Below are 24,650 nucleotides of genomic sequence, written 5' to 3'. Positions count from 1 at the left end.
GAGCGCGATCTTGTCCCTCCGCGACCGGGAGGGAAGCGTCATGCCGGCTGGTCGGGTGGGGAGCCGGGCAGCGGGGCCGCGTCGGCCGGGAGCGGGGTGAGGGCGGCGCGGCGGCCGGCGCGGGCCCCGCCGAGCACCACCACCGTGACGCCGGCCAGGATCAGCGCGAGCCCCGGCAGCGCGCCGACCCGGGGCAGCTGGCCGAGCCAGGCCCAGGCGAGCAGGGCCGCCCCGGGCGCCTCCAGCAGGATCAGCAGGCTGACCGTGGTCGCGGAGACCCGCCGGAGCGCGTAGTTGAACATCGAGTGGCCGAGCAGTTGGGCCCCGGCCACCAGGCCGAGGATCGCCAGCCAGGTGCCGGTGTCGTAGCCGCCCAGCGGCACGCCGCCGACCAGGCAGACGACCAGCAGGATCAGCGCGCACACCCCGTAGCAGATGGTGGTGTAGGTGGTGGTGGTGACGGTGGCCCGGGCCCGTTCCCCGAGGGCGGTGTAGATCGCCGCGAACAGGCCGCCGGCCACCGCGAGCAGGTCACCGGCGAAGGCCCGGCCGGAGACGGCGAAGTCGGCCCCGGAGGCGAGCACCGCGCCGCCGACCGCCACCGCGATGCCGACCCAGACGACCGGCGGCAGCCGGCGGCCCTGGCCCCGGGCGATCAGTCCCTGCCAGACCGGCTGGGTGGCGACCAGGGCGACGGCGGCGGCGACCGAGGTGAGCTGGACGCTCGGCATCCAGGTGGCGAAGTGGGCGGCCAGCGCCACCCCCGACAGCACGCACCACCAGCCCTCGCGCCGGCCGGCAACCGCCGGTGCGCGCCCGTCGCGGCCGGTGCGCGCCGGACCGTCGCGGCCCGTGCCCGCCGTCCCGTCGCTCCCCGTGCCCGACCGTGCCAGCGCCCGGAACTCCGCCCGCCGCCGGGCCAGCGCGAACGGGCCCAGCACGCCGACCGCGAGCAGGTTGCGCCAGAAGGCGATCGCCAGGGCGGGCGCGGCGGCGAAGGCGACCAGCGGCGCGGACGACGAGACCGCGAGGACGGCCAGGGCGAGGACCCCGCCGGTCAGCGGGCCCACCGGGCGGTGATGGTGAGGGACGGGCACGGGAAGCAATCCTCACACGAGCCTCCGTCGACCATCCGTCACCACAGAACGTCATCGTTCGACTACGATCGTCGCATCCTGCCGGCGACCCTCCCCCTCGACGTCCGGAGGCACCTCCCCATGCCCATCTTTCGCGCGGTGCTGTTCGACTTCTTCGGCACGCTCACCTGCTCCGTGCAACGCGGCACGGCCCACCGGTCCACCGCCGAGCTGCTCGGCTGCCCGGTCGACGCACTCGTCGACGTGCTCGACCGCAGCTACTACCAGCGGGCCAGCGGGCGGTTCGGCGACGCCGTGGCGACCCTGCGCTGGGTGTGCGCGCAGGCGGGCGTACACCCGCCGGAGAGCGCGCTGCGCGCGGCCGTCGCCGCCCGGCGGCGGGCGGTCCACGCCGACACCCGGCTGCGCGACGACGCGGTGCCCGTGCTGACGGCGCTGCGCGCGGCGGGCGTACGCACCGGCCTGGTCAGCGACTGCACCCACGAGCTGCCGGAGTTCCTGCCGCAGCTGGCCGTGGCCCCGCTGCTCGACGTGCGGGTCTTCTCGGTGCAGCTCGGGCGCTGCAAGCCCGACCCGGCGCTCTACCTGTCGGCGTGCGGCCCGCTCGGGCTCGCCCCGCGCGACTGCCTGTACGTCGGCGACGGCGGCAGCCAGGAGCTCACCGGCGCGCGGCGGGCGGGCATGACGGCGGTGCGGCTGGCCGCCCCGGACCTCGCCGGGCACATGGTGTTCAACGCCGAGCCGGCCTGGGACGGGCCGGAGCTGGGCTCGTTGAGCGACGTCCTCGACCTGGTGGGCCCGGTCGCCCTACCGGCCTGACCCCACGCCCGGCCCGCGCGCGGCGCGGGTCGGGTCAGCGACGACGGACGCGGTGCAGCCGGAACGGTCGGCGGGTGGCCCGGACCACCGGGGCCGCCCGGGGCGGCTCGGCCAGCGAGGCGTCCGGCAGCCGGTCGCCGGCGGCCGGTTCGCCGGCCGGGGTGAGCCGGACCAGGGCGCAGCCGTCGGTGGCCCACCGCTGCGCCAGGTCGGCCGCGGCCCCGGGGGCGTTGAGCCGCTTGGCGGCGACCGTCGGGGCGACGGTCGCCCACTCCTCGGTGCCCGGGGCCAGCCGGGTCACCCGGGCCGGCCAGGTGACGATCCGGCCGCCGTGGTCGCCGCGCAGCGTCACCTGCGCCTCGGCCGCCTCCGCGAGCCCGGGCGCGGCCTGCTCGCCGGGGCCGCTCACGACCAGGAGCGACCCTGGCGACGGTACGCACCACAGGGCCCGCGCCGGCCCGCCCGCGACGCCCACCCAGGCGACGGCGGCCTTCTTCACCGCCTCGTCGACCAGGGGCGTGCCGAACCGCCCGTCCACCTCGTCAGTCACCCCGGCATCCTCCCGCATGCCCGCCGGCCCGCGCGAGCGTACGGCGCCACCGCGATCACGGCGCCGTCCGCTCCCCTGCCGCTCGCCGCCGCCCGTGGCCGGTGAGAGGGGTTCCCTTCTCTACCGCAGGCGTTAACAGGGGGCCCTTCCTTGCACCTCAGCCGACGAAGGGCGGGACGGCGATCTCGCCACGCGCCACCGGCATCACGTCGCCGCGCACCGTCGCGCCGACCGCCGCACCGCCGGCCGCGGTGACCGTGCAGGCCAGCACGGACGGCCGGCGCAGCTCGGCGCCCTGCCGGACGGTGTAGGCGGAGCGCCCCTCCCCGGGGAGCAGCCCGCTGGCGACCAGCCACACGCCGAGCCCGAGGGCGGCCGAGCCCGTCGCCGGATCCTCCGGCACGCCGCGTCCCGGGACGAAGACCCGGGCGTGCGCGGTTTGCGCGTCGGCGTCCCAGGAGAAGACGCTGACGTGTTCGAGGCCGTACCGCTCCGCCGCCACCGGGTCGACCCGGGCGCGGGCCACCGCGTCCGGCCACACCGGCAGGTACGGGAACTCCAGCCCGCACCCGGCGACCCGGGGTGGCGGCCCGGCGTGGTCGGCGGCGGTGAGGCCGACCATCTCCAGCAGTGGCTCCAGGTCCAGCTCGGGGCCGAGCGTCGGCACGCCACCGGTCAGCGTCGCGCCGTACGCGGTCACCTCGATCGGCAGCACCCCGGCCCCGCACTCCTGGGTGATCTGCCCCACGCCGAACAGGCCCCGGCGGCTCGCGGTGACCGCCGCGCCGACGCTGGGGTGGCCGGCGAACGGCAGCTCGTCGGTGGGCGTGAAGATCCGTGCCCGGTAGGTGGTCCCGACCTGGGTGGGCGGCAGCACGAACACCGTCTCGGACAGGTTGAACTCCAACGCGAGCGCCTGCATCTGTTCGGTGGCCAGCCCCTCGGCGCCGAACACCACGGCGAGCGGGTTGCCGGCGAACGGGCGGTCGGTGAAGACGTCCACGATCTCGTAGGCCAAGGTCGACATGTTGATAAACAGTAGGCGCTTAGGCTGGTGCCCGTGAGCACGCCGAACCGGGTCTACATCGCCCGACTCGCCGGAGTCGCCGTCTTCGACCCCAACGGCGACCAGGTGGGCCGGGTGCGCGACGCGGTGGCCCGGCTCCGGCCCACCCAGCGCCCGCCGGAGGTGGTGGGTCTGGTCGCCGAGATGCCGATGCGCCGGCGGATCTTCCTGTCCATCAACCGGATCACCACCATCGACGCCGACGCGGTGGTGCTCGGCAGCGGGACGCTCAACCTGCGCCGGTTCGAGAAGCGCCCCAACGAGCTGCTGGTGCTCCAGGAGCTGCTGGACCGGCGCGTGCAGCTCGACCCGGGCGGCCAGCCCGGCTCGGTGGTCGACGTGGCGATGGAGCGCAGCCGGGGCGGCGAGTGGTCGCTGACCCGCGTCGCCGTCCGCGAGCACACCGGTCGGCTCACCCGCCGCGGCCACCTGCACCAGGTCGAGTGGGACCGGGTGCGCGGCCTCAGCGGCATCGGCGAGAACAGGGGCACGGCGAACCTGCTCGCCGTCCTGGAGGACATGCGCCCCGCCGACCTGGCCAACGCCCTCCAGGACCTGCCGGACACCCGGCGCAACGAGGTGGCGGCGGCGCTGGACGACGAGCGGCTGGCCGACGTGCTCAGCGAGCTGCCCGAGCACGACCAGGTGGAGATCCTCGCCGCGCTGGACCGGGAACGCGCCGCGGACGTGCTGGAGGAGATGGACCCGGACGACGCCGCCGACCTGCTCAACGAGCTGCCCCCGACCGAGCAGGACGTGCTGCTGGACCTGATGGAGCCGGGCGAGGCCGACCCGGTCCGCCAGCTGCTGAAATACTCGTCGGGCACGGCGGGCAGCGTGATGACCTCGGAGCCGGTGATCCTCCCCCCGGACGCCACGGTCGCCGAGGCGCTGGCCCGGATCCGGGAGGAGCAGCTCTCCCCCGCGGTGGCCGCGCAGGTCTTCGTGACCCGCGCGCCGCTGACCACCCCGACCGGCCGCTACCTGGGCATGGTCCACTTCCAGCGGCTGCTGCGGGAGCCACCGGCCGACCTGCTCGGCGGGGTGGTGGTCAACGACATCGACCCGCTGCGCCCGGCCACCCCGCTGCCCGAGATCACCCGCCGGATGGCCACGTACGACCTGGTCGCCATGCCGGTGGTGGACCGCAACAACCGGCTCGTCGGCGCGGTGACCGTCGACGACGTGCTGGACCACTCGCTGCCGCGCGACTGGCGGGACCGGGACGCCCCCACCGCACCCGCCCCGGTGCACGAGGGCCTGGACGGCGTCGATGAGTGAGCAGCGCCGGGCCGAGCGGCTCGACCAGCCGCGCGAGCCCCGGGGCGTGAAGCTGCCCCGGTTCGACCCGGAGGCGTTCGGCCGGTGGTCCGAGGGGATCGCCCGGGGCATGGGCACGGCGAACTTCATCGTCTACATGACGGTGGTGATCGCCGCCTGGTTCGGCTGGAACACCCTCGCCCCGGCGGACCTGCGCTTCGACCCGTACACCTTCACGTTCCTGACCCTGGTGCTCTCCCTCCAGGCGTCCTACGCGGCCCCGCTGATCCTGCTCGCGCAGAACCGGCAGACGGACCGGGACCGGGTGGCGCTGGAGGAGGACCGGCGGCGCGCGACGATGCAGAAGGCGGACACCGAGTACCTTGCCCGGGAGGTCGCGGCGCTGCGGATCGCGCTCGGCGAGGTGGCGACCCGGGACTTCCTCCGGTCGGAGCTGGCCCGGCTGGCCGAGGAGCTGGACGAGGCCGCCCAGCGCCGGCAGCGGCTGGAGCGTCGGCAGCAGGAACGCCCGCCGCACGAGCGCCCGCCGCCGCGCGGGGGCACGGCGCAGCTCGACGAGCCCCTCGACGAGCTGGACGGCGACTTCGCCCGGGGCGCCCGCCCGGAGGGGTCGACCGACGCCCGCTGACCGCCGGCCGGGCGGGGCGGCCGGGGCGGGTGGGCGCGTTGACCAGGCCGGGCGGGCCATCGATTCGCTCACACCGGGGCCCGCCGACGGCCGGCACCTATCGCCCCCGACGTAGCATTGCGGGCATGTCAGCACCCGTCAGCACCGTCGAGGACGCCGTCCAGGCCGCCCTGGCCACCGTCGACGACCCGGAGATCCGCCGGCCGATCACCGATCTCGGCATGGTCCGCTCCGCCCGGGTCGGCGACGACGGTGTGGTCCGGGTCGAGCTGCTGCTCACCGTGGCCGGCTGCCCGCTCAAGGACAAGCTGCGCGCCGACATCACCGCCGCCGTCGGCGCGGTGCCCGGGGTGACCGGCGTGGAGATCGAGTTCGGGGTGATGACCCCCGAGCAGCGCCAGGGCCTCCAGGCGAAGCTGCGCGGCGGCTCCGCCACCGAGGAGCCGGTGATCCCGTTCGCCCAGCCCGGCTCCCGCACCCGCGTCTACGCGGTCGCCAGCGGCAAGGGCGGCGTCGGCAAGTCCAGCGTCACGGTGAACCTGGCCGCCGCGCTGGCCGCCCGGGGTCTGAGCGTCGGCGTCGTCGACGCGGACATCTACGGCCACTCGGTGCCCCGGATGCTCGGCGCGGACGGCCGCCCGACCCGGGTGGAGGATCTGATCATGCCGCCGCAGGCGCACGGCGTGAAGGTGATCTCGATCGGCATGTTCACCTCGGGCAACGCGGCCGTGGTGTGGCGCGGCCCGATGCTGCACCGGGCGTTGCAGCAGTTCCTCGCCGACGTCTACTGGGGCGACCTGGACGTGCTCCTGCTCGACCTGCCCCCGGGCACCGGCGACGTGGCCATCTCGCTGGCCCAACTGCTGCCGAACGCCGAGATCCTGGTGGTCACCACGCCGCAGGCCGCCGCCGCCGAGGTGGCCGAGCGGGCCGGCGCGATCGCGCTCCAGACCCATCAGCGGGTGGTCGGCGTGATCGAGAACATGTCGTGGCTGGAGCTGCCCGACGGCTCCCGGATGGAGGTCTTCGGCGCCGGCGGCGGCGCGACCGTCGCCGAGTCGCTGACCCGGACGATCGGGGCGCAGGTGCCGCTGCTCGGGCAGATCCCGCTGGACACCCGGGTCCGGGAGGCCGGCGACGCCGGCAACCCGATCGTGCTCGCCGAGCCGGAGTCGCCGGCCGCGAAGGCCCTCGGCCAGGTCGCCGACCGGCTCGCGGTGCGGCGGGAGTCGCTGCTCGGCAAGCCCCTCGGCCTCAAGCCCGCCGCCCGCTGACCGCTGCCGGCTGACCGCTGGCGCCGACCCGGGCTGGTGCGGCTGGAGGCGATGTCGTATTCGACTCAGCTCCCTAGGGGCCGAGGCGCGCATCGGTCGCCCCGGGCCGGCGGACGCGCCCCGGGCCGGCGGCCGGGCCGGGCGGCCGGCGCCGGCGGCGACGAGGGCGTGGCTCAGGTGGCGTCGTCGTAGCTGGCCGTGCGGGGGGCCGGTGCCGTCGCCGCGCCGCCGGAGGTGGCCGTGACCGCGCCGCTGGTGCTGTTCGACCGCAGGTCGACCGCCTTGGCCACGTCCTTCAGGTCCTCGTGCACGCCGGTGACGTCCGCGCGGAGGCTGTCGTAGACGCCCTGCAGCGGCTTCCGGATCGCCTGCTCGTCCTCCTCGCTGAGCAGGTGCTTGCGGATGAACGCCTTCGGGTGCAGGTCCTCCAGCTGGATGTCGGTGCCCAGCTCGCGGCTCAGGTCGCCGGTCGCGTTGCGGGCCATGGCACGCAGGTTGCGGACCATGCGCAGCCCGTCGCTGATCACGTTGGGCAGCCGGTCACCGAAGATCAGCAGCGCCAGGAGCAGCAGCGCGGCGATCTCCCACCAGTTGAGGTTCTCGAACACTGCTGGGCCTCCTCGTCGGCATCAGGCCAAGCGTACGCAGGTGACGGCCCCTCGGGGAGGGGCCGGTCGGCTGTCGACTCTCACTTGGCGTCCGCGGCGAGCGTCACCGAGGCGTTCTGCCGGCTCGACCCGCGCCGGTACTCCACCGTCACCACGGACCCCGGGGCGAACTTGCGCACCAGGGCGATCAGGTCGGTCGGGTCCGTCATGGGGCGGCCGGCGAGCCGCAGGATCACGTCCCCCGCCCGCAGCCCCGCCGCGGCCGCCGGGCCCGCCGGCTCCACCGACGCCAGGCGTACGCCGCCGGTGCCGCCGCTGGCCGCGCCGCTGCCGCCGACCTGGGCGCCGATCACCGTACGGCGGGCCTTGCCGGTGCCGATGATGTCCTGGGTGACCCGCTTCGCCTGGTTGATCGGAATGGCGAAGGCGAGCCCGATGTTGCCGGCCTCCTGCCCGTCGGCGACGAGCGACTTGATGGTCGAGTTCACCCCGATCACCCGGCCGGCCGAGTCCACCAGCGGGCCGCCGGAGTTGCCGTGGTTGACCGCGGCGTCGGTCTGGATGGCCGCGTAGTAGCGGGTCGGCCCGCCCGGGTCGCCCGCCTGCATCGTCCGGTCCAGGGCGCTCACGATGCCGGCGGTCACCGTGTTGGCCAGGGACAGCGGCGAGCCGATGGCCAGCACCGGGTCGCCGACCGCGAGGGCGTCGGAGTCGCCGAACTCCACCGGCCGCAGGCCCGTGACGGAGGACACCTTGATCACCGCGATGTCGGACTCCGGGTCCTGCCCGACGACGCTGGCGGCGGCGGTGCTGCCGTCGTTGAACACCACCGACGCCTTGCCGGTGCCCCCGGCGACGACGTGGTCGTTGGTGATCACGTAGCCGTCGGCGCTGACGATGAAGCCGGAACCCTCGCTCGTCCCGCCCATGCCGGCCACCCGGACGGTGACCACGCTGGGCAGGACCCGCTCGGCGACCCCGGCCAGCGACTCCGGCTTGCGCTGGGCCAGCGCCGGGGCCTCGGCGGAACCTGCGCCGAGCACCGGGCCGCCGGCCGCGCCGCCACGCACCGCGAAGGCGTACCCCAGGGCACCGCCGAGGGTCCCGGCGAGCAGCGCGGTGACCAGCGGGATGAGCAGCAGCTGGCGCAGCGTCGGCCGGCGCGGCGCGTCCGGGTCGACGACCGGCTCCGGCTCCGCGGCGCCGTCGACGGGGCCGGGCACCACCACGGCCGCCGGGGCGTACGGGTCGCGCCACGGGTCGGCGAGCGCGTCGGACCACCAGGGCGAGGCCGGGGCGCCCCGGTGGACGCCGTCGGGCGTCGTCGGCGGTCCGGCCGGCGGCGCACCGGCCCCCGGCGGCGCCGCCGGGGTCGGAGCTCCCCCAGGCTGGCGCCAGTCCCAGCCGTCGGTCACGTCGGTGCCTCCCAGTCGTCCCCGGCCCCTCGCTCCGGACCGGCAGGGCTGACCGGTCCGACGACGGGGATACCGCATCCAGGATTACACGAATGCCGCGAGTGCAGTCAGTGGTTGCGGTGCGTGACCGCCCGGTGGGAACCGCCCGATCGGGCAGGTTCCACCGTGATCGTCGGGCACCGGACTCGCGGCTGCGTCCGTTCGGCCCCGCCTCTAGGCTCATACCGCCAACCCGCCCCCGACGGAGGTGTCCCATCGCCACGGCCGCCAGTTCCGGCAGCTCGACGACCCCGGCGTCGCAGTTCGCCGAGTCGTACGTCACCGAGGACCTCGTGCTGCGGACCGCCCGCAGCCTCGCCCGCGAGGTGGGCCTCGACGCGGTGACCCCGGGCACGGGGGCGGCGCTGCGGCTGCTGGCCGCCGCCGGGAGCGCGCGGGCGGTGGTGGAGATCGGCACCGGCACCGGCGTCAGCGGCGTGTGGCTGCTGCGGGGCATGCGCGCCGACGGCGTCCTCACCACCATCGACGTCGAGGTGGAGCACCAGCGGATCGCCCGTCGGATCTTCACCGAGGCGGGCTTCCCCGCAGGGCGCACCCGCATCATCACCGGCCGGGCCCTGGACGTGCTGCCCCGGCTCGCCGACGGCGCGTACGACATGGTCTTCGTCGACACCGAGGCCACCAACTTCAGTTCCTGCGTGGCCGCGGCGCTGCGGCTGCTGCGCCGCGGCGGGGTGCTCGCCCTGCACGGCACGCTGGCCGACGGGCGGATCGCCGACCCGGCGGCCCGGGACGTGGAGACGGTGACCACCCGGGAGACGATCAAGGCGCTCCGGGAGTCCGAGGACTGGACGCCGGCCCTGCTCCCCGTCGGCCACGGCCTGCTCGCCGCCGTGAAGTGCTGAGGCCCGCCGCCCGCCGCGGGAGGCCCTGAGCCGCTCCCGCCGCCGGGGAGGCGCACGTCACCCGAGGGTGGCCAGCCAGCGCAGCAGGCCGCGCACCCCCCAGCCGGTGGCGCCCCGGGTCAGCTCGGCGGCGTCGCCGTCGGCCCACGAGGGCGCGGACATGTCGACGTGCAGCCAGCGCTGCCGCAGGTCGCCGGTGAACTCACGCAGGTAGAGCGCGGCCAGCACCGACCCGCCGCCCTGGTTCGGGGCGCTGTAGAGGTCCGCCACGTCGCTGCCCAGGTATTCGACGTAGTCGGCCGGCAGCGGCATCCGCCAGGCCGACTCCCCCGCCGCGTCGATCGCGGCCAGCACGTCGGCGGCCAGCTCGTCGTTGTCGGAGTAGAGCGCGCCGGTGCGCTTGCCGAGCGCCACCATGTTCGCCCCGGTCAGGGTCGCCAGGTCGATCATCAGGTCGGGCTTGAGCTCGGCGACGGCGTACGCCAGCGCGTCGGCGAGCACCAGCCGCCCCTCGGCGTCGGAGTTGGTGGTCTCGCTGGTCACGCCGCCGTAGTGGGTGATCACGTCGCCGGGGCGGAACGCCGACCCGCTGACCGCGTTCTCCGCCAGCGGCGTCAGGGTGGTGATCCGGACCGGCAGCCGCAGCGCCGCCGCGCCCAGCGTGGCGGCCACGACGGCGGCGGCGCCGGCCATGTCCTTGCGCATCAGCTTCATGGCGGGCACCGGCTTGATGGAGATGCCGCCCGTGTCGAAGGTGATCCCCTTGCCGACCAGGACGACGTGGGTACGCGCGTCGGCGGGGTGCCAGTCCAGCTCGACCAGGCGCGGGCCGCTGGCGGAGCCGCCGCCGACGGCGAGGATGCCGCCGAATCCCTCGGCGGCCAGCTCGTCGGGCTGCCGGACCCGCAGGCGCAGGTCGGGGCGGCCGGCCGCGGCGGCCTCGACCTGCTCGGCGAACCACTGCGGGTTCTTCACCGAGGACGGGGTGTTGGTCAGGTCCCGGGCCAGGCGGGTCATCCGGGCGGTCACCTCGGCCCGCTCGACCGCGTCCGCGTAGGCGGCGGGGTCGCCGACGGCGACGTCGACGCCGCTCAGCGCCGGCGCCTCGCCGGCCTCGGTGAGCCGGAAGCGGTAGGACGCCAGCAGCAGCCCCTCGACGAGGCCGCGCACCGCGTCGGGCTCGACATCGACCGGCATCATGATCGTGAGATGTGTCTCACCGGACGCGGCGCGGGCCAGCGCCGCCCCCGCCGCCCGCCATCCGGCCTCGTCGCCGTCGCCGGCCCCGACCAGCAGCAGCCGCGCCGGGAGCCGCCCCGGCCGCAGGTGGACGTGCGTCTCGCCGGCCCGCCCGGTGGCCCGGGCCGCCGGGACCAGGGCGGCGGCCTCGGCCAGCACGTCGTCGGCGAGCGCCGGCAGGCCGGGCAGCAGCACGGCCCGCGCCGCCCCGTCCTCGGCCGCCCCGGCGGGTCGGATGGGCAGGGCCAGGGCGTCGGGCCGCTCGGGCCCACCCACCAGACGGATGGCAAGCACGCTGGAACGACCTCCTGATGGGTCGGAAGAGGGCCCGGACGCGACCGGGCCCAGGGCGAAGCCCTGAGCCACCGGCGGGGCCGGTGGCTCAGGGAGGTGTGAACCGCCCGCGCGGCAACCGCCGCCCGGACCGTGCCTCGGTCAGCCGGCGGCTGCCTTCAGTGCGTCACCGAGCGCGTTGGCCTCGTCGGGAGTCATCTCGACGACGAGCCGGCCACCACCCTCCAGCGGGACCCGCATGACGATGCCCCGGCCCTCCTTGGTGACTTCCAGCGGACCGTCGCCCGTCCGCGGCTTCATCGCCGCCATGTCGTCTCCCCTCAGACCTGCAACAGGGTCGGTGGGTTGCCCCACAGCCTCTTCGCCATCACCCACCGCGACGTGCACGGCGGGGTCGACCAACGATTTTCCCTGATGAACACCGCCGGACCCAAACCGAAGAGGCATTGATGTAACAGGACCTAGCTTATCTTGAGAAGGCCTGTCACAATGTGCGGTCATGCAGGCACGGTCGGCACTCTTCGACCTGTACGGCGACCACCTCCGACCCCGGGGCGGCCGCGCGCCGGTCGCCGCCCTGGTCAGGTTGCTCGCGCCGCTCGGGATCGCCCCGCCGGCGGTGCGCACGGCGGTCAGCCGGATGGTTCGCCAGGGCTGGCTCGACCCCCTCCGGCTGGCCTCGGGGCCGGGTTATTCGATCACACCGAAAGCCGCGCGGCGACTCGACGAGGCGGCCGCCCGGATCTACCGGACAGGCCGGGTCAGCTGGGACGGACGGTTCGACATGCTCGTCCTGGACAGCCCCGCCTCCCGCCGGGAACGGCAGCGGCTCGCCGCCAACCTCAGCTTCCTCGGCTACGGCTCCCTCGACGAGCAGACCTGGGTGGCCACCCGGCCGGCGGAGGACGTCGACGTCCTGCTCGACGAGGCCGGCGTGCGGTACGAGCGGTTCACCGCCGCGCACACCGCCGGCACCCCGGGCGCGATGGGCGTGGTCCGCCGGGCCTGGGACCTCACCGAGATCGGGCACGCCTACGAGCAGTTCGTCGCCGAACAGCGCCCCCTGCTGGCCGCGGTCACGGTGCGCAGCGACGACGAGGAGGCGTACGCGGCCCGGTTCCGGCTCGTGCACGCATGGCGTACCTTCCTGTTCCGGGACCCGCAGCTCCCACCGGCGCTGCTGCCCGAGCGCTGGCCCGGCACCGCCGCGGCCAGTTTCTTCGACCGGCACGCCACCCGGCTGCGGCCGGCCGCCGACCGGTACGTCGAGCAGTGCCTCGACGCCACCAACCGTGAGAGAAGGGTCGTCAAGACGTGACCGAGCCGCTGCTCGTCGACCGCACCGACGCCGTCGTCACCCTGACCCTCAACCGCCCGACGGCGATGAACGCGCTCGACGTGGCGCTCAAGGAGGCGCTCCGGGACGCCCTGGCCGAGCTGGAGTCCGACCGGTCCTGCCGGGCCGTGGTGCTGGCCGGTGCGGGCGGCTCGTTCAGCGCCGGCCAGGACCTGCGCGAGCACGTGCAGGTCCTGGAGTCGCCGGGAGTGAACCCGGTGGACACCGTCCGGGCCCACTACAACCCGATCGCCGCCCGGCTGGCCAACCTGCCGAAGCCCGTGGTGGCCGCCGTGCGGGGGATGGCCGCCGGGGCCGGGGCGTCGCTGGCCTTCCTGGCCGACTTCCGCATCGGTGGGCCGAAGACCCGGTTCCTGATGGCCTTCGCCGGGGTGGGGCTCGCCGCCGACACCGGCGCCTCCTGGACCCTGCCCCGGCTGGTCGGTCACGCCAAGGCCGTCGAGCTGCTGATGCTCGCCGAGCCGGTCGCCGCCGACGAGGCCAGCCGGCTGGGTCTGCTGACCCGCCTGGTCGACGACGACGAGCAGGTGCTGCCGGCCGCTCAGGAGCTGGCCGCCCGGCTCGCCGCCGGCCCGACCGTCGCCTACGGGGCGATCAAGCGGCAGCTCTCCATCGCCGACGCCGGCACCCTCGCCGACGCCCTGGCCGCCGAGGCGCAGGCCCAGTCGATCTGCGGGGGCACCGCCGACCACCGCGCCGCCACCCTGTCCTTCGTCAACAAGCAGCCGCCGGTCTTCGAGGGCCGCTGAACGCTGCCCGGACCTCGTCCTTACCGTTCTCGAACAGCGGCTCCGTACGGTCGGTGTCATGGCTGATCGGGAAGCGCTGGCGCACCTGCTGCGGCGGGCGACCTTCGGGCCGACCGCCGACGAGGTGGACGCCGCCGAGCGGGCCGGCCTCGCGGCGACGCTCGACGCCCTGCTCGACCCCCCGGGCCCGGACCGGGGGGCGGCGGCGACACCGCCCCCGGCGCTCGGTGCCGACCCGCACGCCGGGATCACCCGGCAGTCGAGCCGTGAGCAGCGGCAGCAGGCCAACGAGCGGCGGCGGGAGCAGGTGCTGCGCGTCACCGGGTGGTGGCTCGACCGGATGGTCGCCGCCGACGACGGGCTGGGCGAGAAGCTGCTGTTCTTCTGGCACGGCCACTGGGCGACCAGCGTCCGCAAGGTGCGCTCCGCGCCGCTGATGCTCGGCCAGCTCGCCACCCTGCGCCGGCACGGCCGGGGACCGCTCGGCCCGCTGGTCGAGGCGATGGTGCGCGATCCGGCCCTGATCCTCTGGCTGGACGGGCAGAAGAACACCCGGGCCGCACCGAACGAGAACCTGGCCCGGGAGCTGATGGAGCTGTTCACCCTCGGCGTCGGCAACTACGCCGAGGCCGACGTGAAGGCCGGCGCGCGGGCGCTCACCGGCTGGGTGGTGGACCGGCGCACCGGGGCGGCCCGGTTCGAGCCGCGCCGGCACGACACCGGCGCGAAGACGATCCTCGGCCGCACCGGCCCGTTCGACGCCGCCGGGTTCGCCGCGCTGCTCGCCGGGCAGCCGGCCGCCCGGGAGTTCGTCGCCCGTCGGCTCTGGTTCCGGTACGCCGGCCCGGAGACGCCCGCCCCGGCCGGGCTCGCCGGCCCGGACACCCTCGCCACCCTGCGCGCCGTGCTCACCGCCGGCGAGTTCGGGCGGACCGCCGGCACGCTGGTGAAGCAGCCGGTCGAGTGGGCCGTCGGCGCGCTGCGCCAGCTCGGCGTCCGGCCGTCCCGCCTGTCCGAGCAGCGGCGGCGGCAGCTCCTCGCCGGCCTCACCGCGCTGGACCAGGTGCCGCTGCGCCCGCCCAGCGTGGGTGGCTGGCCGGCCGGCGTGGCCTGGCTGACCACCTCGTCGTTGCAGGCCCGGCTGCGGCTGGCCGATCTGCTGGCCGGCGTCGCCGCGCCCACCGTGCTGGACCGGCTGGCCGCCGCGCCGGCCGCCGGCCGGCCCGATGCCCTGGCCCGGCTGCTCGTCGTCGACGCGTGGAGCGCACGCACGCGGGCCGCCCTGGACCCGCTGGCCGGCCAGCCGCGCAAGCTCCTGGCCGCCGGGCTGGTCAGCCCCGAGTACACCGTCAGCTGAGCGGGAGGAGACGAGACGATGGACAGGCTCACCCGACGCCGCTTCCTCGTCGCCAGCGGGGTGGTCGGCGCGACCGCCCTGGCGGCCGGCGTCACCGCGTACACGCTCGACGACCTGCTCGCCACCGCCGGGGACGCCGATCCGGACGCCCGCACCCTGGTGCTGGTCACCCTGTACGGGGGCAACGACGGGCTGAACACCGTCGTGCCGTACGCCGACCCGGCCTACGCCGCCGCCCGCCCGGAGCTGGCATACCGGGCGGAGGAGGTGAAGCGGCTCGACGACGCCGTCGGGCTGAACCCGGCGCTGGCCGGCCTGCACGGCCTGTACGCCGCCGGCCGGCTCGCCGTCGTCCGGGGCGTCGGCTACCCGAAGCCGGACCGCAGCCACTTCCGGTCGATGGACATCTGGCACACGGCCGAGCCGGAGCGGCCCGGCAGCACGGGCTGGCTGGGCCGCTGGCTCGACCGGGCCGGCGGGGACCCCCGGCTCGCGGTGTCGTTCGAGCCGGCGCTGCCGCCCCTGCTCGCGGGGGCCCGCAGCGCGGGCGCCTCGGTGCCGGTGACCGACCGCGGGGCCGTGCGGGGCCTGCCGGAGCCGGCGCTGGCCGCCCTCGCCGCCGCCCAGCCCGGCGAGTCCGTCGCGCGGGCCCGCGCCGCCGCCTGCTTCGCGGACCTGCGCTCGGTCGACGACCTGATCCAGGGGGTTCGCGACACGGCCGGCGCGGCCGAGGACGACCCGGACGGCGAGCAGGCCCCGGCCACCGCCACCGGGGGCGCGCGGACGCCGCTGGAGGCACAGCTCGACCTCGTGGCCCGGTGCGTGGAGGCCGGCGTGACCACCCGGGTCTTCTCGGTCTCCCTCGGCGGCTTCGACACCCACGCCGACGAGCGGCAGCTCCAGGAGGTGCTGCTCGGCCAGGTGGACCGGGCGCTGACCGGCTTCGCCGAGCGGATGGCCCGCAGCGAGGCCGGGCGGCGGGTGGTGGTGGCGGTCTACTCCGAGTTCGGCCGCCGGGTGCGTGCCAACGCCTCCGACGGCACCGACCACGGCACGGCGTCCGACGTGCTGTTGCTCGGCGCGGGGGTGCGCGGCGGGCTGCACGGCGAGCCGCCGAGCCTGACCGACCTCGACGACGGCGACCTGAAGTTCACCACCGACTTCCGGGACGTCTACGCGGCACTCCTGGCGCAGGTGCTGCACACCGACCCGGCCGAGGTGCTGGACGGCTGGTCGGGCCGCCTGGGCACCGTCTGGTGACCGGCGCGGGTCAGTCGTCCTCCTCCGGGTCCTGGTTGGCCTCGGCCCCCAGCACGAACGCCTGCATCGCCAGCTCGTCGCCGGACGGCGAGACGAAGGCCGGCAGCTCGCGGGGCCCCAGGTCGCGCACGTAGGACCAGAACAGCCGGACGGCCTCCGCCGGGGTGGCCGCCTCGATCGGGAGGTCCAGGCTGACCAGCCAGGACCGGCGGGCCGGCGGCGGGCCGAGCCGTGCGACCAGCGCCCGGTAGGCGTCGGCGGGCAGCGCGCTGACCGGCCCGTCGAGCGCCAGCCCGCCGGCCGGCACCGGCTCGTCGAAGACCCGCCGGGTGTACGCGACCACGAACGCGCCGGACGCCGGGTCGGACTGCGGGTCGTCCGGGTCCTCCCGGCGCTCGGCGGTCGCCCGGGCGACCCGGCCCAGGGCCACCAGCCGCAGCGGGCCCTCGGCCAGCACCGCCACGGGGTCGCCCGGCCGGGGACCGGCGGCGGTGACCCCGGCCCCGGCGGCAGTGGTGACGGTGGCCCCGGCCCCGGCGGCAGTGGTGACGGTGGCCCCGGCGGGATCGTCAGCCGTGCCGCCGGCGGTCAGCCCGGTCAGCTCCAGCGTGTCGTGGTGGACGAGCCGCTCGGCGTCGTAGCGGCCCGGCGGGAGGAGCACGGCCCAGGCGGTGACGGCCCGCCCGCCGTCGGGCCGGACGGGGACCGTGCTGTCGGGGCGGTCGTCGGTGTCGGTCATGGGGTCGATCCCATCACGCCGGCGACGGGCCGGTGACGTGGCAGCCGGCCAGGTGGTCGTCGACCATGCCGGTGGCCTGCATGAGCGCGTAGGCGGTGGTGGGGCCGACGAACCGGAACCCGCGCTTCTTCAGCGCCTTGGCCAGCGCGGTCGACTCGGGGGTGAGCGCTGGCACGTCGGCGAACGAGGCCAGCCGGGCGGGCCGGGGTGCCGGCGCGTGGGACCAGAGCAGCGCGGAGAGCCCCTCGGGCAGCTCCAGGGCGGCCCGGGCGTTGGCGACGGCCGCCTCGATCTTGGCCCGGTTGCGCACGATGCCGGCGTCGGCCAGCAGGCGGGTCACGTCGGCGTCGCCGTAGGCCGCCACCGCCTCGATGCGGAAGTCGTCGAAGGCCAGCCGGAAGGCGGGGCGCTTGCGCAGGATGGTCAGCCAGGACAGGCCCGACTGGAACGCCTCCAGGGTCATCCGCTCGAAGAGCGCGTCGTCGCCGCGCAGGGGCCGCCCCCACTCCCGGTCGTGGTAGGGGACGTAGTCCGGGGTGCTCGCCCCCCAGGCGCAGCGGGCCAGCCCGTCCGCGCCGATCACCAGGTCAGTCACGGCTCACACGCTAGCCGCAGCCGCCGGCAGGGCAAGGCACGCGGGCGTGGTGGCGGTATCCGCCCCCTCGGGACCCCGCCAGGTCGGCGACTTGGCGGTAACGCCCCGGCCCCGCACCCGACCCGCACCGGGCGGCGCGGTGGCGGCCGTCAGGGCAGGCGGCCCTGCTCGACCAGCCGGCCGAACTTCTTCAACGCCTGGGTGAGGCTGACCTTGGACCCGGGCCAGAGCACCGGCCACGCCACCCGCCCGGCCGCGCCGCCCGGCACGTGGAACCACTCGTGCCAGACGACCTGGGTGCGCCCGCCCTCGATCTGGGTGCAGCGCAGCACGCCGGGGCCGCGCAGCAGGCGGCCGCAGTGCACCACGCCGATCTCGTACGGCGCGTCGACCCGGACCACCCGCATCTCGTCGCGCAGCACCGCCGGCCCGAGCGAGGTGACCGCCTCCACGAGGCTGCCCTCGCCGCCGTCGCCCTCGACGACCCGGACGGTGGTGAACGGGATCCAGTCGGACTGTCGTTCCCAGGCCAGCAGCCCGGCGAACACCCGCTCGGCCGGGGCGTTGACGATCACCGTGGCGGTGACCTCGCCCGCGCCGGGCTGGGCCGCCTCGCGGAGGCCCTCGGCGTCCGCCGAGCCGGTCACGCCGGCTCCGACCGGACGGGGTGGTCGGTCGCCTCGCGGTCGCCGGCCTCGGGAGCGGCGGCGGTCACCGTGAGGTCGGCTCCGGTGGCAGGGACGGTGGCCGGGGCGGCGGCACCGGTGGTGTCCGCGCCGGTGGGGGCAGCAGCCGCGGTGGGGGCGTCGGCCCCCGCGGCCTGCTCGGCGGCGGCAGCAGCGGCGGCCTGCTCGCGGGTGTGCCGCAGCGCGTCGGCGTCGGCGACCCGTCCCTCGCGCAACGCGGTGACCTCCGCCTCCAGCACGCCGATCAGCTCGGACTTGTACCCGATGTCGTAGGCCGCCCGGCGCAGCGCCTGGTCGACCTGGGACATCCGGTACCCGCGCGGCGCCGTGTCGAAACGGACGCCTCCCACGTCGGACTCCCGCAGCGGCCGGCTGACCGGCAGCGGGACGGCCCGCCCGTCCGGCTCGACCGGCGCGAGGCCGGGATCGCGACCGGTGACCAGCACCGTCGCCCCGAAGACCACTGCCGCGACGGTGAGCGCGACGACCAGCGTGAGCAGCACCTGACCCATGCAAGAGATCGTGGCACGCGAACGGGCCCGGAGCGACCCCGCCGGGCGGTCCTCCCACAGATCGGTGCGGATCTGTGCCGTCGTACCGCCAGGAAGGATCACCGGACGACCCGCTAGCGTCGGGGGGCGGCCGGGTCGCCCGGCCGTACGGAGGACCGGCGGCCGCGGAATCGGCGGCCGCGGAGACCGGTGGCCGCGACGGATCTGCGGCTGCGGGAGATCGGGAGGCGACATGGCCGGGGCGCTTCGGCTCGGCAGCCGGACCTTCGCGCCGGGCGAACTGGTGGTGATGGCCATCGTCAACCGCACGCCCGACTCGTTCTTCGACCGGGGGGCGACCTTCGCGCAGGACAGCGCGCTGCGCGCGGTGGAGCGCGCGGTGGCCGAGGGCGCGGAGATCATCGACATCGGCGGGGTCAAGGCCGGCCCCGGCGACGAGGTCGACGTGGCCGAGGAGATCCGCCGCACGGTGGACACGATCTCCGCCGTGCGGGCCGCCTTCCCGGACGTGGTCATCTCCATCGACACCTGGCGGGCCGAGGTCGCGGTGGAGGCGGTCGCGGCCGGCGCGGACCTGCTCAACGACACCTGGTCGGGGGCGGACCCGGCGCTCGCCCGGGTCGCCGCCGAGACCGGGGCCGGGCTGGTCTGCTCGCACGCGGGCGGGCTGGAGCCGCGCACCCGCCCGCACCGGGCGGCCTTCGCCGACGTGGTGGCCGACGTGGTCGCGACGGTCACCGGCCTCGCCGAGCGCGCGGTCGCCCTGGGGGTACGCCCCGACGGCGTCCTCATCGACCCGGCGCACGACTTCGGCAAGAACACCCGGCACTCCCTGGAGATCACCCGTCGGCTCGACGAGCTCTCCGGCACGGGCTGGCCGCTGCTGGTGGCCCTGTCCAACAAGGACTTCATCGGCGAGACGCTGGACCTGCCCGTGGCCGAGCGGCTGGAGGGGACCCTCGCGGCGACCGCGCTGTCGGCCTGGCTGGGCGCGCGGGTGTTCCGTGCCCACCAGGTGGGGCCGACCCGGCGGGTGCTGGACATGGTGGCGTCGATCCGGGGCGACCGCCCGCCGGCCGTCACCCGGCGCGGGCTGGCCTGACCGTCGACCCCCGGCCGACCCCGGCAGGACCGGCCGGCCCCGACCGGGCGTCGGCGCTCAGGTCCAGCGGAGGATGTTCTTGCGCCAGGCGTAGAGGATGCCCAGCGCCAGCACGCCCACGAAGACGCCCATCTCGGCGACCGTGACGAGCCCGAAGCCGGGCCGGTCGAAGACCACCGCCCACGGGAAGAGGAAGACCGCCTCGACCGCGAACAGCACGTAGAGGTAGGCGTACACGTAGTAGCGGATCTGCATCTGGGCCCAGTCGCCGCCCACCGGGTCGAGGCCGCACTCGTAGCCGGCCCGCTTGCCGGGCGGGTCCGCCGGGCGGGCGGGACGCAGCACCCGGTTCGCGGCGAACGCCACGACGAAGAAGAGGGCGGCGGCGAGCAGCAGGAGCCCGAGCGTCGCGTACGAGCCCAGGTAACCGGTCACGGTGGGTCAGCCTACCGTGCCGGGGTCGGAGCACGTTACGAAACTGTTTCCCAGCGAGACTAGTGCCGCCGGGCAACTGTTACCGACCATTGAACCGTCACCGACTGTCGGCGGAGGAGTGGCCCGCGTGGACGTACGCCCCGTTCGGCGGGCAGCCGACCGACGCCGCGCGGCGCTGCTCGCCGCGTCCGTGGCGGTCGGGCTGCTCGTCTCGGCGGCGGGGCCGTCCGGCTGGGCCACGGCCGCGCCGACGCCGGCCCGGGCGGCCGCCGCGCCGGCGGACCCTCCGGCGGGACCGGCCGGCGACCCCGGCGACGAGACCCCACCGGTCGAGCCGACGCCCGCCGAGCCGTCGCCCACCGAGGCGCCGCCGACCCTGCCCCCGCCGGAGACCACCGCCCCGGCCCCCACCCCCACCGGGCCGCCGCCCAGCACGCCCGCCGAGCCCGCCGGCCCGCCCGCCACCACGGCCGCGCCCCCGACCACCGCCGGGCCGCCGCCCCCGACCACCACCCCGCCGGCACGCACGTCTGCCCCCGGCCCGGACGCGCCGGCGTCGGGCCGCCTCGGCGTGTGGGTGGGCACCGACGACGTCGTGCTGACCGACGCGTACTGGAACGCGGCCGACACCACGACCACACTGCGGATCACCGTCGCCAACACGGGCGACGTCGCGGCGCAGGTCCAGCTCTCGTACACCCTGCCGGCCGGGCTGACCGACGCGGGCACCGCCGGTTGCGCGCCGGCCGACGGCGGCGGGCACCTCTGCGGGGCGTGGACGGCGGCGGCCGGCGCGCGGTTCAGCGCGCTGCTCTCGGTGCGGGTCGACGGCGACGCGTGGCGACGGATGCCGCTCAGCGGCACGGTGCGGGTGAGCGCCACCGCCCCGGGGGTGGCCGGGTCGGTCGACGACAACGAGGGATTCGCGGTGCTCTTCCCGCCGGGCCCGCCGGTGCCGGGCATCGCGCTGCGGGCCGACGGGGTCGCGTTCGACATCAGCGGGAGCGCCAGCGAGCTGGGCGTCCGGCTGAGCAACACCGGAAAGGTCGACGCGGACGGGCGGATCGACGTGGTCCTGCCCGACGGCGTCACGGTCCCGGCCCCGCCGGCCTTCTGTGCCGCGCTGAGCGCCACCCGCACCAGGTGCGACGTCGGCGCGGTGCGGGCCGGCGGGGCCGCCACCCTGCGGCTCACGGTCAGCGCGACCGCCGAGGCGCAACGCGACGCGCCGCTGTCCGGCGCCGTGGTCGGCCGCCTCGATCCGCGCAGCGGGCTGGCCCGGCAGGTGCAGATGAGCTTCCGGATCACCGCGGCGGCCGCGATGGCCACCCCGGCCGCGACGCCCGCCCCGGCCGGATCGCAGGGGGTGCTCACCGCCGCGGGGGCCGGGCGGCACCCCGACGGCGGGCTCAGCTCGGCGCAGCGCGGCGCGGTCGCCCTGATCGTGATCTCGGTGCTGCTGGTGGTGCTGGCGCTCGCGCTGGCGACCGTCTCGCTGCGCCGCCGGCTCACCGGCCCGCCCGGCGACCGGTGATTCTGGTTACGGCGGGCAGGGCAAACAGCCCCAAACCATGACGTAAGCGCCCGGAATCCGTTCCCAGTCGGCGGACCACTGGGCAAGCTCGACATCTCATCCGACGTAGGCTCTCTGGTAGGAACCCAGACCGGACCGGACCACCCACGGGGCGGTGCGGGGCAGCGCTGTGTCAAGGAGGTCATGTGGCCGGGCAAGGCGAGGTCACCATCATGTTCAGCCGCCCGCGCGACCGCGCCGAGCGAAGCGAGGGGCAGGCGTGACGAAGCAGATCCGTCAACTCGACCGGGTGGTCATCCGGTTCGCCGGCGACTCCGGCGACGGCATGCAGCTGACCGGTGACCGGTTCACCTCGGAGACGGCCCAGCTGGGCAACGACATCTCCACGTTGCCCAACTTCCCCGCCGAGATCCGGGCCCCCGCCGGGACCCTGCCGGGCGTGTCGAGCTTCCAGGTGCACTTCGCCGACTACGACATCCTCACCCCGGGCGACGCGCCGAACGTGCTGGTCGCGATGAACCCGGCCGCGCTCAAGGCCAACCTGGCCGACCTGCCGCGCGGCGCGGACATCATCGTGAACACCGACGAGTTCACCAAGCGCAACCTCGCCAAGGTGGGCTACCAGGCCAGCCCGCTCGACGACGACTCCCTCGACGGCTACGTGGTGCACCCCGTCGCGCTGACCTCGATGACCGTCCGGGCGCTCGCCGACCAGCAGGTGTCCAAGAAGGACGCCGAGCGGGCCAAGAACATGTTCGCCCTGGGCCTGCTCTCCTGGATGTACTCCCGCCCGTACGAGTCGACCCTGCGCTTCCTGGAGCGCAAGTTCGCCAAGCGCCCCGAGCTGGTCGCGGCGAACGTCGCGGCGTTCCGGGCCGGCTGGAACTTCGGCGAGACCACCGACTCCTTCTCGGTCCGGTACGAGGTGAAGCCGGCGAAGATGGTGCCGGGCACCTACCGCAACATCACCGGCAACGCGGCGCTCTCCCTCGGCCTGGTGGCCGCGGGCGTCCGCTCCGGCCTGCCGGTGTTCCTCGGCGCCTACCCGATCACCCCGGCGTCGGACATCCTGCACGAGCTGAGCAAGCACAAGCGGTTCGGCGTGATCACGATGCAGGCCGAGGACGAGATCGCCGCGGTCGGGGCGGCGCTCGGCGCGTCGTACGGCGGGATGCTCGGCATCACCACCACCAGCGGCCCCGGCGTGGCGCTCAAGAGCGAGACGATCTCCCTCGCGGTGGCCTTGGAGCTGCCGCTGGTCATCGTGGACGTGCAGCGGGCCGGCCCGTCGACGGGCATGCCCACCAAGACCGAGCAGGCCGACCTCAACATGGCCCTGTACGGCCGGCACGGCGAGGCCCCCGTCGCGGTGATCGCCCCGAAGTCCCCGTCGGACTGCTTCCACGCGGCCATCGAGGCGGCCCGGATCGCGCTGACCTACCGCACCCCGGTGCTCCTGCTCTCCGACAACTACGTCGCCAACGGCTCCGAGCCGTGGCTGCTGCCCGACGTGGAGTCCCTGCCCGACCTACGGGTCGAGTTCGCCACCGCGCCCAACGGCGACGACGGCACGTTCCTGCCCTACCTGCGTGACCCGCAGACCCTGGCCCGGCCGTGGGCCATCCCGGGCACGCCGGGGCTGGAGCACCGCATCGGCGGCCTGGAGAAGGCCGACAAGACCGGCGACATCTCCTACGACCCGGCGAACCACGACTTCATGGTGCGCACCCGGGCAGCCCGGATCGAGGCGATCCCGGTGCCGGACGTCGAGGTGGAGGACCCGGACGGCAACGCTCGGCTGCTGGTGCTGGGCTGGGGCTCGACCTACGGCCCGATCGGCGCCGCCTGCCGGCGGCTGCGCCAGCGCGGCCTGTCCGTCGCGCAGGCACACCTGCGGCACCTGGCCCCGATGCCGGCCAACCTCGGCGAGGTGCTGCGCTCCTACGACCGGGTGGTCATCCCCGAGATGAACCTCGGCCAGCTCGCCCAGGTGATCCGGGGCAAGTACCTGGTCGACGCCATCGGCTACAACCAGGTCCGCGGCCTGCCGTTCACGGCCACCGAGCTGGAGACGATGCTGGAAGAGGTCCTGAAGAATGTCTGAGCCCGTCGCCCTCAAGCTCACCGCGAAGGACTTCAAGTCCGACCAGGAGGTGCGCTGGTGCCCCGGTTGCGGTGACTACGCGATCCTCGCCGCCGTGCAGCAGTTCATGCCGGAGCTGAACATCCCCCGGGAGCGGATCGTCTTCGTCTCCGGCATCGGGTGCTCGTCCCGGTTCCCGTACTACATGAACACCTACGGGCTGCACTCGATCCACGGCCGCGCCCCGGCGATCGCCACGGGCCTGTCGGTGTCCCGCCCGGACCTGTCCGTGTGGGTCGTCACCGGCGACGGCGACGCGCTGTCGATCGGCGGCAACCACCTCATCCACGCGCTGCGCCGCAACGTCAACCTGAAGATCCTGCTGTTCAACAACCGGATCTACGGCCTGACCAAGGGGCAGTATTCTCCGACGTCCGAGGTCGGCAAGGTCACCAAGTCGACGCCGGCCGGTTCGGCCGACGCCCCGTTCAACCCGATCTCGCTGGCCCTGGGCGCGGAGGCGAGCTTCGTCGGCCGCACCATCGACTCCGACCGCAAGCACCTCCAGTCGGTGCTGCGGGCCGCCGCCGAGCACCAGGGCTCGGCGTTCGTGGAGATCTACCAGAACTGCAACATCTTCAACGACGGGGCGTTCGACCAGCTCAAGGAGCCGGCCACCCGCGACGACTTCCTGATCCGGCTGGAGCACGGCCAGCCGATCACGTTCGGCGCCGACGGCCGGTTCTGCGTCGTCCACCCGCCGGGCGGCTTCGGCCTGGAGGTGCGGGAGACCGCGTCGGTCCGCCCGGAGGAGATCGTCGTGCACGACGCCACGGTCGCCGACCCGGCGTACGCGTTCGCGCTGTCCCGGCTGCCCGGGCTCGACCTGAGCAACACCCCGATCGGCGTGTTCCGGTCGGTCGACCGCCCGTCCTACGACAGCGTGGTCCAGGCCCAGGTCGAGGAGGCGAAGGCCAAGGTCACCGAGACCCCGGAGCAGCAGCTCGCCGGCCTGCTGGGCAGCGGCGACACCTGGACGATCCTCTGATCCGTCCCCGTGCGGGG

Annotated in this window: 25 protein-coding genes; 13 read left to right on the top strand and 12 right to left on the bottom strand. The window is 75.4% G+C overall.

Features of this window, described 5'->3' with window-relative positions; genetic code table 11:
• Positions 1-38: 38 nt before the first annotated feature.
• Positions 39-1,097 (bottom strand): DMT family transporter, encoded by a 1,059-nt coding sequence (locus O7628_RS16860; RefSeq protein WP_278131795.1) that lies wholly within the window; start codon positions 1,095-1,097, stop codon positions 39-41.
• A 120-nt stretch (positions 1,098-1,217) separates the two neighbouring features.
• Here O7628_RS16860 and O7628_RS16855 point away from each other — a divergent pair, with 120 nt between their 5' ends.
• On the top strand, positions 1,218-1,916 hold the full coding sequence (locus O7628_RS16855) for an HAD-IA family hydrolase (RefSeq protein WP_278131793.1): 699 nt from the start codon (positions 1,218-1,220) through the stop codon (positions 1,914-1,916).
• Positions 1,917-1,950: 34 nt separating this feature from the next.
• Here O7628_RS16855 and O7628_RS16850 read toward each other — a convergent pair whose 3' ends face one another.
• The gene (locus tag O7628_RS16850; protein ID WP_278131792.1) at positions 1,951-2,484 is read right to left on the bottom strand and encodes a hypothetical protein; all 534 of its coding nucleotides are present in this window, start codon (positions 2,482-2,484) and stop codon (positions 1,951-1,953) included.
• 139 nt (positions 2,485-2,623) lie between these two features.
• On the bottom strand, positions 2,624-3,493 hold the full coding sequence (locus tag O7628_RS16845; protein WP_074477051.1) for a PhzF family phenazine biosynthesis protein: 870 nt from the start codon (positions 3,491-3,493) through the stop codon (positions 2,624-2,626).
• Positions 3,494-3,526: 33 nt separating this feature from the next.
• Here O7628_RS16845 and O7628_RS16840 point away from each other — a divergent pair, with 33 nt between their 5' ends.
• From O7628_RS16840 to O7628_RS16830, 3 genes are all read left to right on the top strand, one after another.
• Complete coding sequence (locus tag O7628_RS16840) at positions 3,527-4,813, top strand: CBS domain-containing protein (RefSeq protein WP_178063267.1); 1,287 nt, start codon at positions 3,527-3,529, stop codon at positions 4,811-4,813.
• Entirely contained in the window at positions 4,806-5,441 is a 636-nt protein-coding gene (locus O7628_RS16835; protein ID WP_278131789.1) for a DUF1003 domain-containing protein, read from the top strand. The genes O7628_RS16840 and O7628_RS16835 overlap by 8 nt, the downstream gene beginning before the upstream one ends.
• A gap of 125 nt (positions 5,442-5,566) precedes the next feature.
• A complete protein-coding gene (locus O7628_RS16830) occupies positions 5,567-6,715 on the top strand; it encodes an Mrp/NBP35 family ATP-binding protein (RefSeq protein ID WP_278131787.1) in 1,149 nt (382 codons plus the stop codon).
• 173 nt (positions 6,716-6,888) lie between these two features.
• Here O7628_RS16830 and O7628_RS16825 read toward each other — a convergent pair whose 3' ends face one another.
• Together O7628_RS16825 and O7628_RS16820 are read right to left on the bottom strand one after the other, a co-directional pair.
• Positions 6,889-7,323: a preprotein translocase subunit TatB gene (locus tag O7628_RS16825; RefSeq protein WP_074477048.1), complete on the bottom strand. Its 435-nt coding sequence runs from the start codon at positions 7,321-7,323 to the stop codon at positions 6,889-6,891.
• An 80-nt stretch (positions 7,324-7,403) separates the two neighbouring features.
• Positions 7,404-8,753, bottom strand: a complete 1,350-nt coding sequence (locus O7628_RS16820; RefSeq protein ID WP_176734993.1) for a trypsin-like peptidase domain-containing protein — start codon at positions 8,751-8,753, stop codon at positions 7,404-7,406.
• A gap of 239 nt (positions 8,754-8,992) precedes the next feature.
• Between O7628_RS16820 and O7628_RS16815 the strand changes: the two genes are divergently transcribed.
• On the top strand, positions 8,993-9,643 hold the full coding sequence (locus tag O7628_RS16815; protein WP_219825077.1) for an O-methyltransferase: 651 nt from the start codon (positions 8,993-8,995) through the stop codon (positions 9,641-9,643).
• 57 nt (positions 9,644-9,700) lie between these two features.
• On the opposite strand, the gene O7628_RS16810 is transcribed toward O7628_RS16815, so the two are convergent.
• Together O7628_RS16810 and O7628_RS16805 are read right to left on the bottom strand one after the other, a co-directional pair.
• On the bottom strand, positions 9,701-11,176 hold the full coding sequence (locus tag O7628_RS16810; RefSeq protein ID WP_278131785.1) for a leucyl aminopeptidase family protein: 1,476 nt from the start codon (positions 11,174-11,176) through the stop codon (positions 9,701-9,703).
• A 141-nt stretch (positions 11,177-11,317) separates the two neighbouring features.
• Positions 11,318-11,485 (bottom strand): DUF3117 domain-containing protein, encoded by a 168-nt coding sequence (locus O7628_RS16805; RefSeq protein WP_007455245.1) that lies wholly within the window; start codon positions 11,483-11,485, stop codon positions 11,318-11,320.
• Between the two features lie 190 nt (positions 11,486-11,675).
• On the opposite strand from O7628_RS16805, the gene O7628_RS16800 reads away from it, so the two are divergent.
• The 4 genes from O7628_RS16800 to O7628_RS16785 are packed head-to-tail and all read left to right on the top strand — an operon-like array spanning position 11,676 to position 15,899.
• Positions 11,676-12,494, top strand: coding sequence for a PaaX family transcriptional regulator C-terminal domain-containing protein (locus tag O7628_RS16800; protein ID WP_178063265.1), 819 nt, complete (start codon positions 11,676-11,678; stop codon positions 12,492-12,494).
• Positions 12,491-13,282, top strand: coding sequence for an enoyl-CoA hydratase-related protein (locus O7628_RS16795; RefSeq protein ID WP_178063264.1), 792 nt, complete (start codon positions 12,491-12,493; stop codon positions 13,280-13,282). Before O7628_RS16800 ends, O7628_RS16795 begins: the two co-directional genes overlap by 4 nt.
• A 58-nt stretch (positions 13,283-13,340) precedes the next feature.
• Positions 13,341-14,639 carry a DUF1800 domain-containing protein gene (locus tag O7628_RS16790; protein WP_278131780.1) on the top strand — a complete coding sequence of 433 codons (1,299 nt, stop codon included), beginning with the start codon at positions 13,341-13,343 and terminating at the stop codon, positions 14,637-14,639.
• 18 nt (positions 14,640-14,657) lie between these two features.
• Complete coding sequence (locus tag O7628_RS16785) at positions 14,658-15,899, top strand: DUF1501 domain-containing protein (protein WP_278131778.1); 1,242 nt, start codon at positions 14,658-14,660, stop codon at positions 15,897-15,899.
• A gap of 10 nt (positions 15,900-15,909) precedes the next feature.
• Here O7628_RS16785 and O7628_RS16780 read toward each other — a convergent pair whose 3' ends face one another.
• The 4 genes from O7628_RS16780 to O7628_RS16765 form a co-directional block, all read right to left on the bottom strand.
• Positions 15,910-16,638 (bottom strand): hypothetical protein, encoded by a 729-nt coding sequence (locus O7628_RS16780; RefSeq protein ID WP_278131776.1) that lies wholly within the window; start codon positions 16,636-16,638, stop codon positions 15,910-15,912.
• A 13-nt stretch (positions 16,639-16,651) separates the two neighbouring features.
• On the bottom strand, positions 16,652-17,233 hold the full coding sequence (locus O7628_RS16775; protein ID WP_278131774.1) for a DNA-3-methyladenine glycosylase I: 582 nt from the start codon (positions 17,231-17,233) through the stop codon (positions 16,652-16,654).
• A gap of 149 nt (positions 17,234-17,382) precedes the next feature.
• On the bottom strand, positions 17,383-17,880 hold the full coding sequence (locus O7628_RS16770) for an SRPBCC family protein (protein WP_074477038.1): 498 nt from the start codon (positions 17,878-17,880) through the stop codon (positions 17,383-17,385).
• Positions 17,877-18,431, bottom strand: a complete 555-nt coding sequence (locus O7628_RS16765; RefSeq protein ID WP_347405176.1) for a DivIVA domain-containing protein — start codon at positions 18,429-18,431, stop codon at positions 17,877-17,879. Before O7628_RS16765 ends, O7628_RS16770 begins: the two co-directional genes overlap by 4 nt.
• Before the next feature lie 232 nt (positions 18,432-18,663).
• Between O7628_RS16765 and folP the strand changes: the two genes are divergently transcribed.
• Entirely contained in the window at positions 18,664-19,533 is an 870-nt protein-coding gene (folP, locus tag O7628_RS16760; RefSeq protein ID WP_074477037.1) for a dihydropteroate synthase, read from the top strand.
• Between the two features lie 57 nt (positions 19,534-19,590).
• Here the strand turns inward: folP and O7628_RS16755 are convergent, their stop codons facing one another.
• Positions 19,591-19,968: an NADH-quinone oxidoreductase subunit A gene (locus tag O7628_RS16755; RefSeq protein ID WP_043961720.1), complete on the bottom strand. Its 378-nt coding sequence runs from the start codon at positions 19,966-19,968 to the stop codon at positions 19,591-19,593.
• 127 nt (positions 19,969-20,095) lie between these two features.
• Here O7628_RS16755 and O7628_RS16750 point away from each other — a divergent pair, with 127 nt between their 5' ends.
• From O7628_RS16750 to O7628_RS16740, 3 genes are all read left to right on the top strand, one after another.
• The gene (locus O7628_RS16750; protein ID WP_278131770.1) at positions 20,096-21,502 is read left to right on the top strand and encodes a hypothetical protein; all 1,407 of its coding nucleotides are present in this window, start codon (positions 20,096-20,098) and stop codon (positions 21,500-21,502) included.
• Between the two features lie 259 nt (positions 21,503-21,761).
• Positions 21,762-23,606 (top strand): 2-oxoacid:acceptor oxidoreductase subunit alpha, encoded by a 1,845-nt coding sequence (locus O7628_RS16745; protein WP_074477035.1) that lies wholly within the window; start codon positions 21,762-21,764, stop codon positions 23,604-23,606.
• The gene (locus O7628_RS16740) at positions 23,599-24,633 is read left to right on the top strand and encodes a 2-oxoacid:ferredoxin oxidoreductase subunit beta (protein ID WP_074477034.1); all 1,035 of its coding nucleotides are present in this window, start codon (positions 23,599-23,601) and stop codon (positions 24,631-24,633) included. Before O7628_RS16745 ends, O7628_RS16740 begins: the two co-directional genes overlap by 8 nt.
• Positions 24,634-24,650: the final 17 nt, after the last annotated feature.

Origin of the sequence: Micromonospora sp. WMMD956 (assembly GCF_029626125.1) — a bacterium.
Taxonomy (GTDB): Bacteria; Actinomycetota; Actinomycetes; order Mycobacteriales; family Micromonosporaceae; genus Micromonospora; species Micromonospora carbonacea.
The sequence above is the reverse complement of the archived record's forward strand: the minus strand, read 5'-3'. Positions and strand labels throughout refer to the sequence as shown.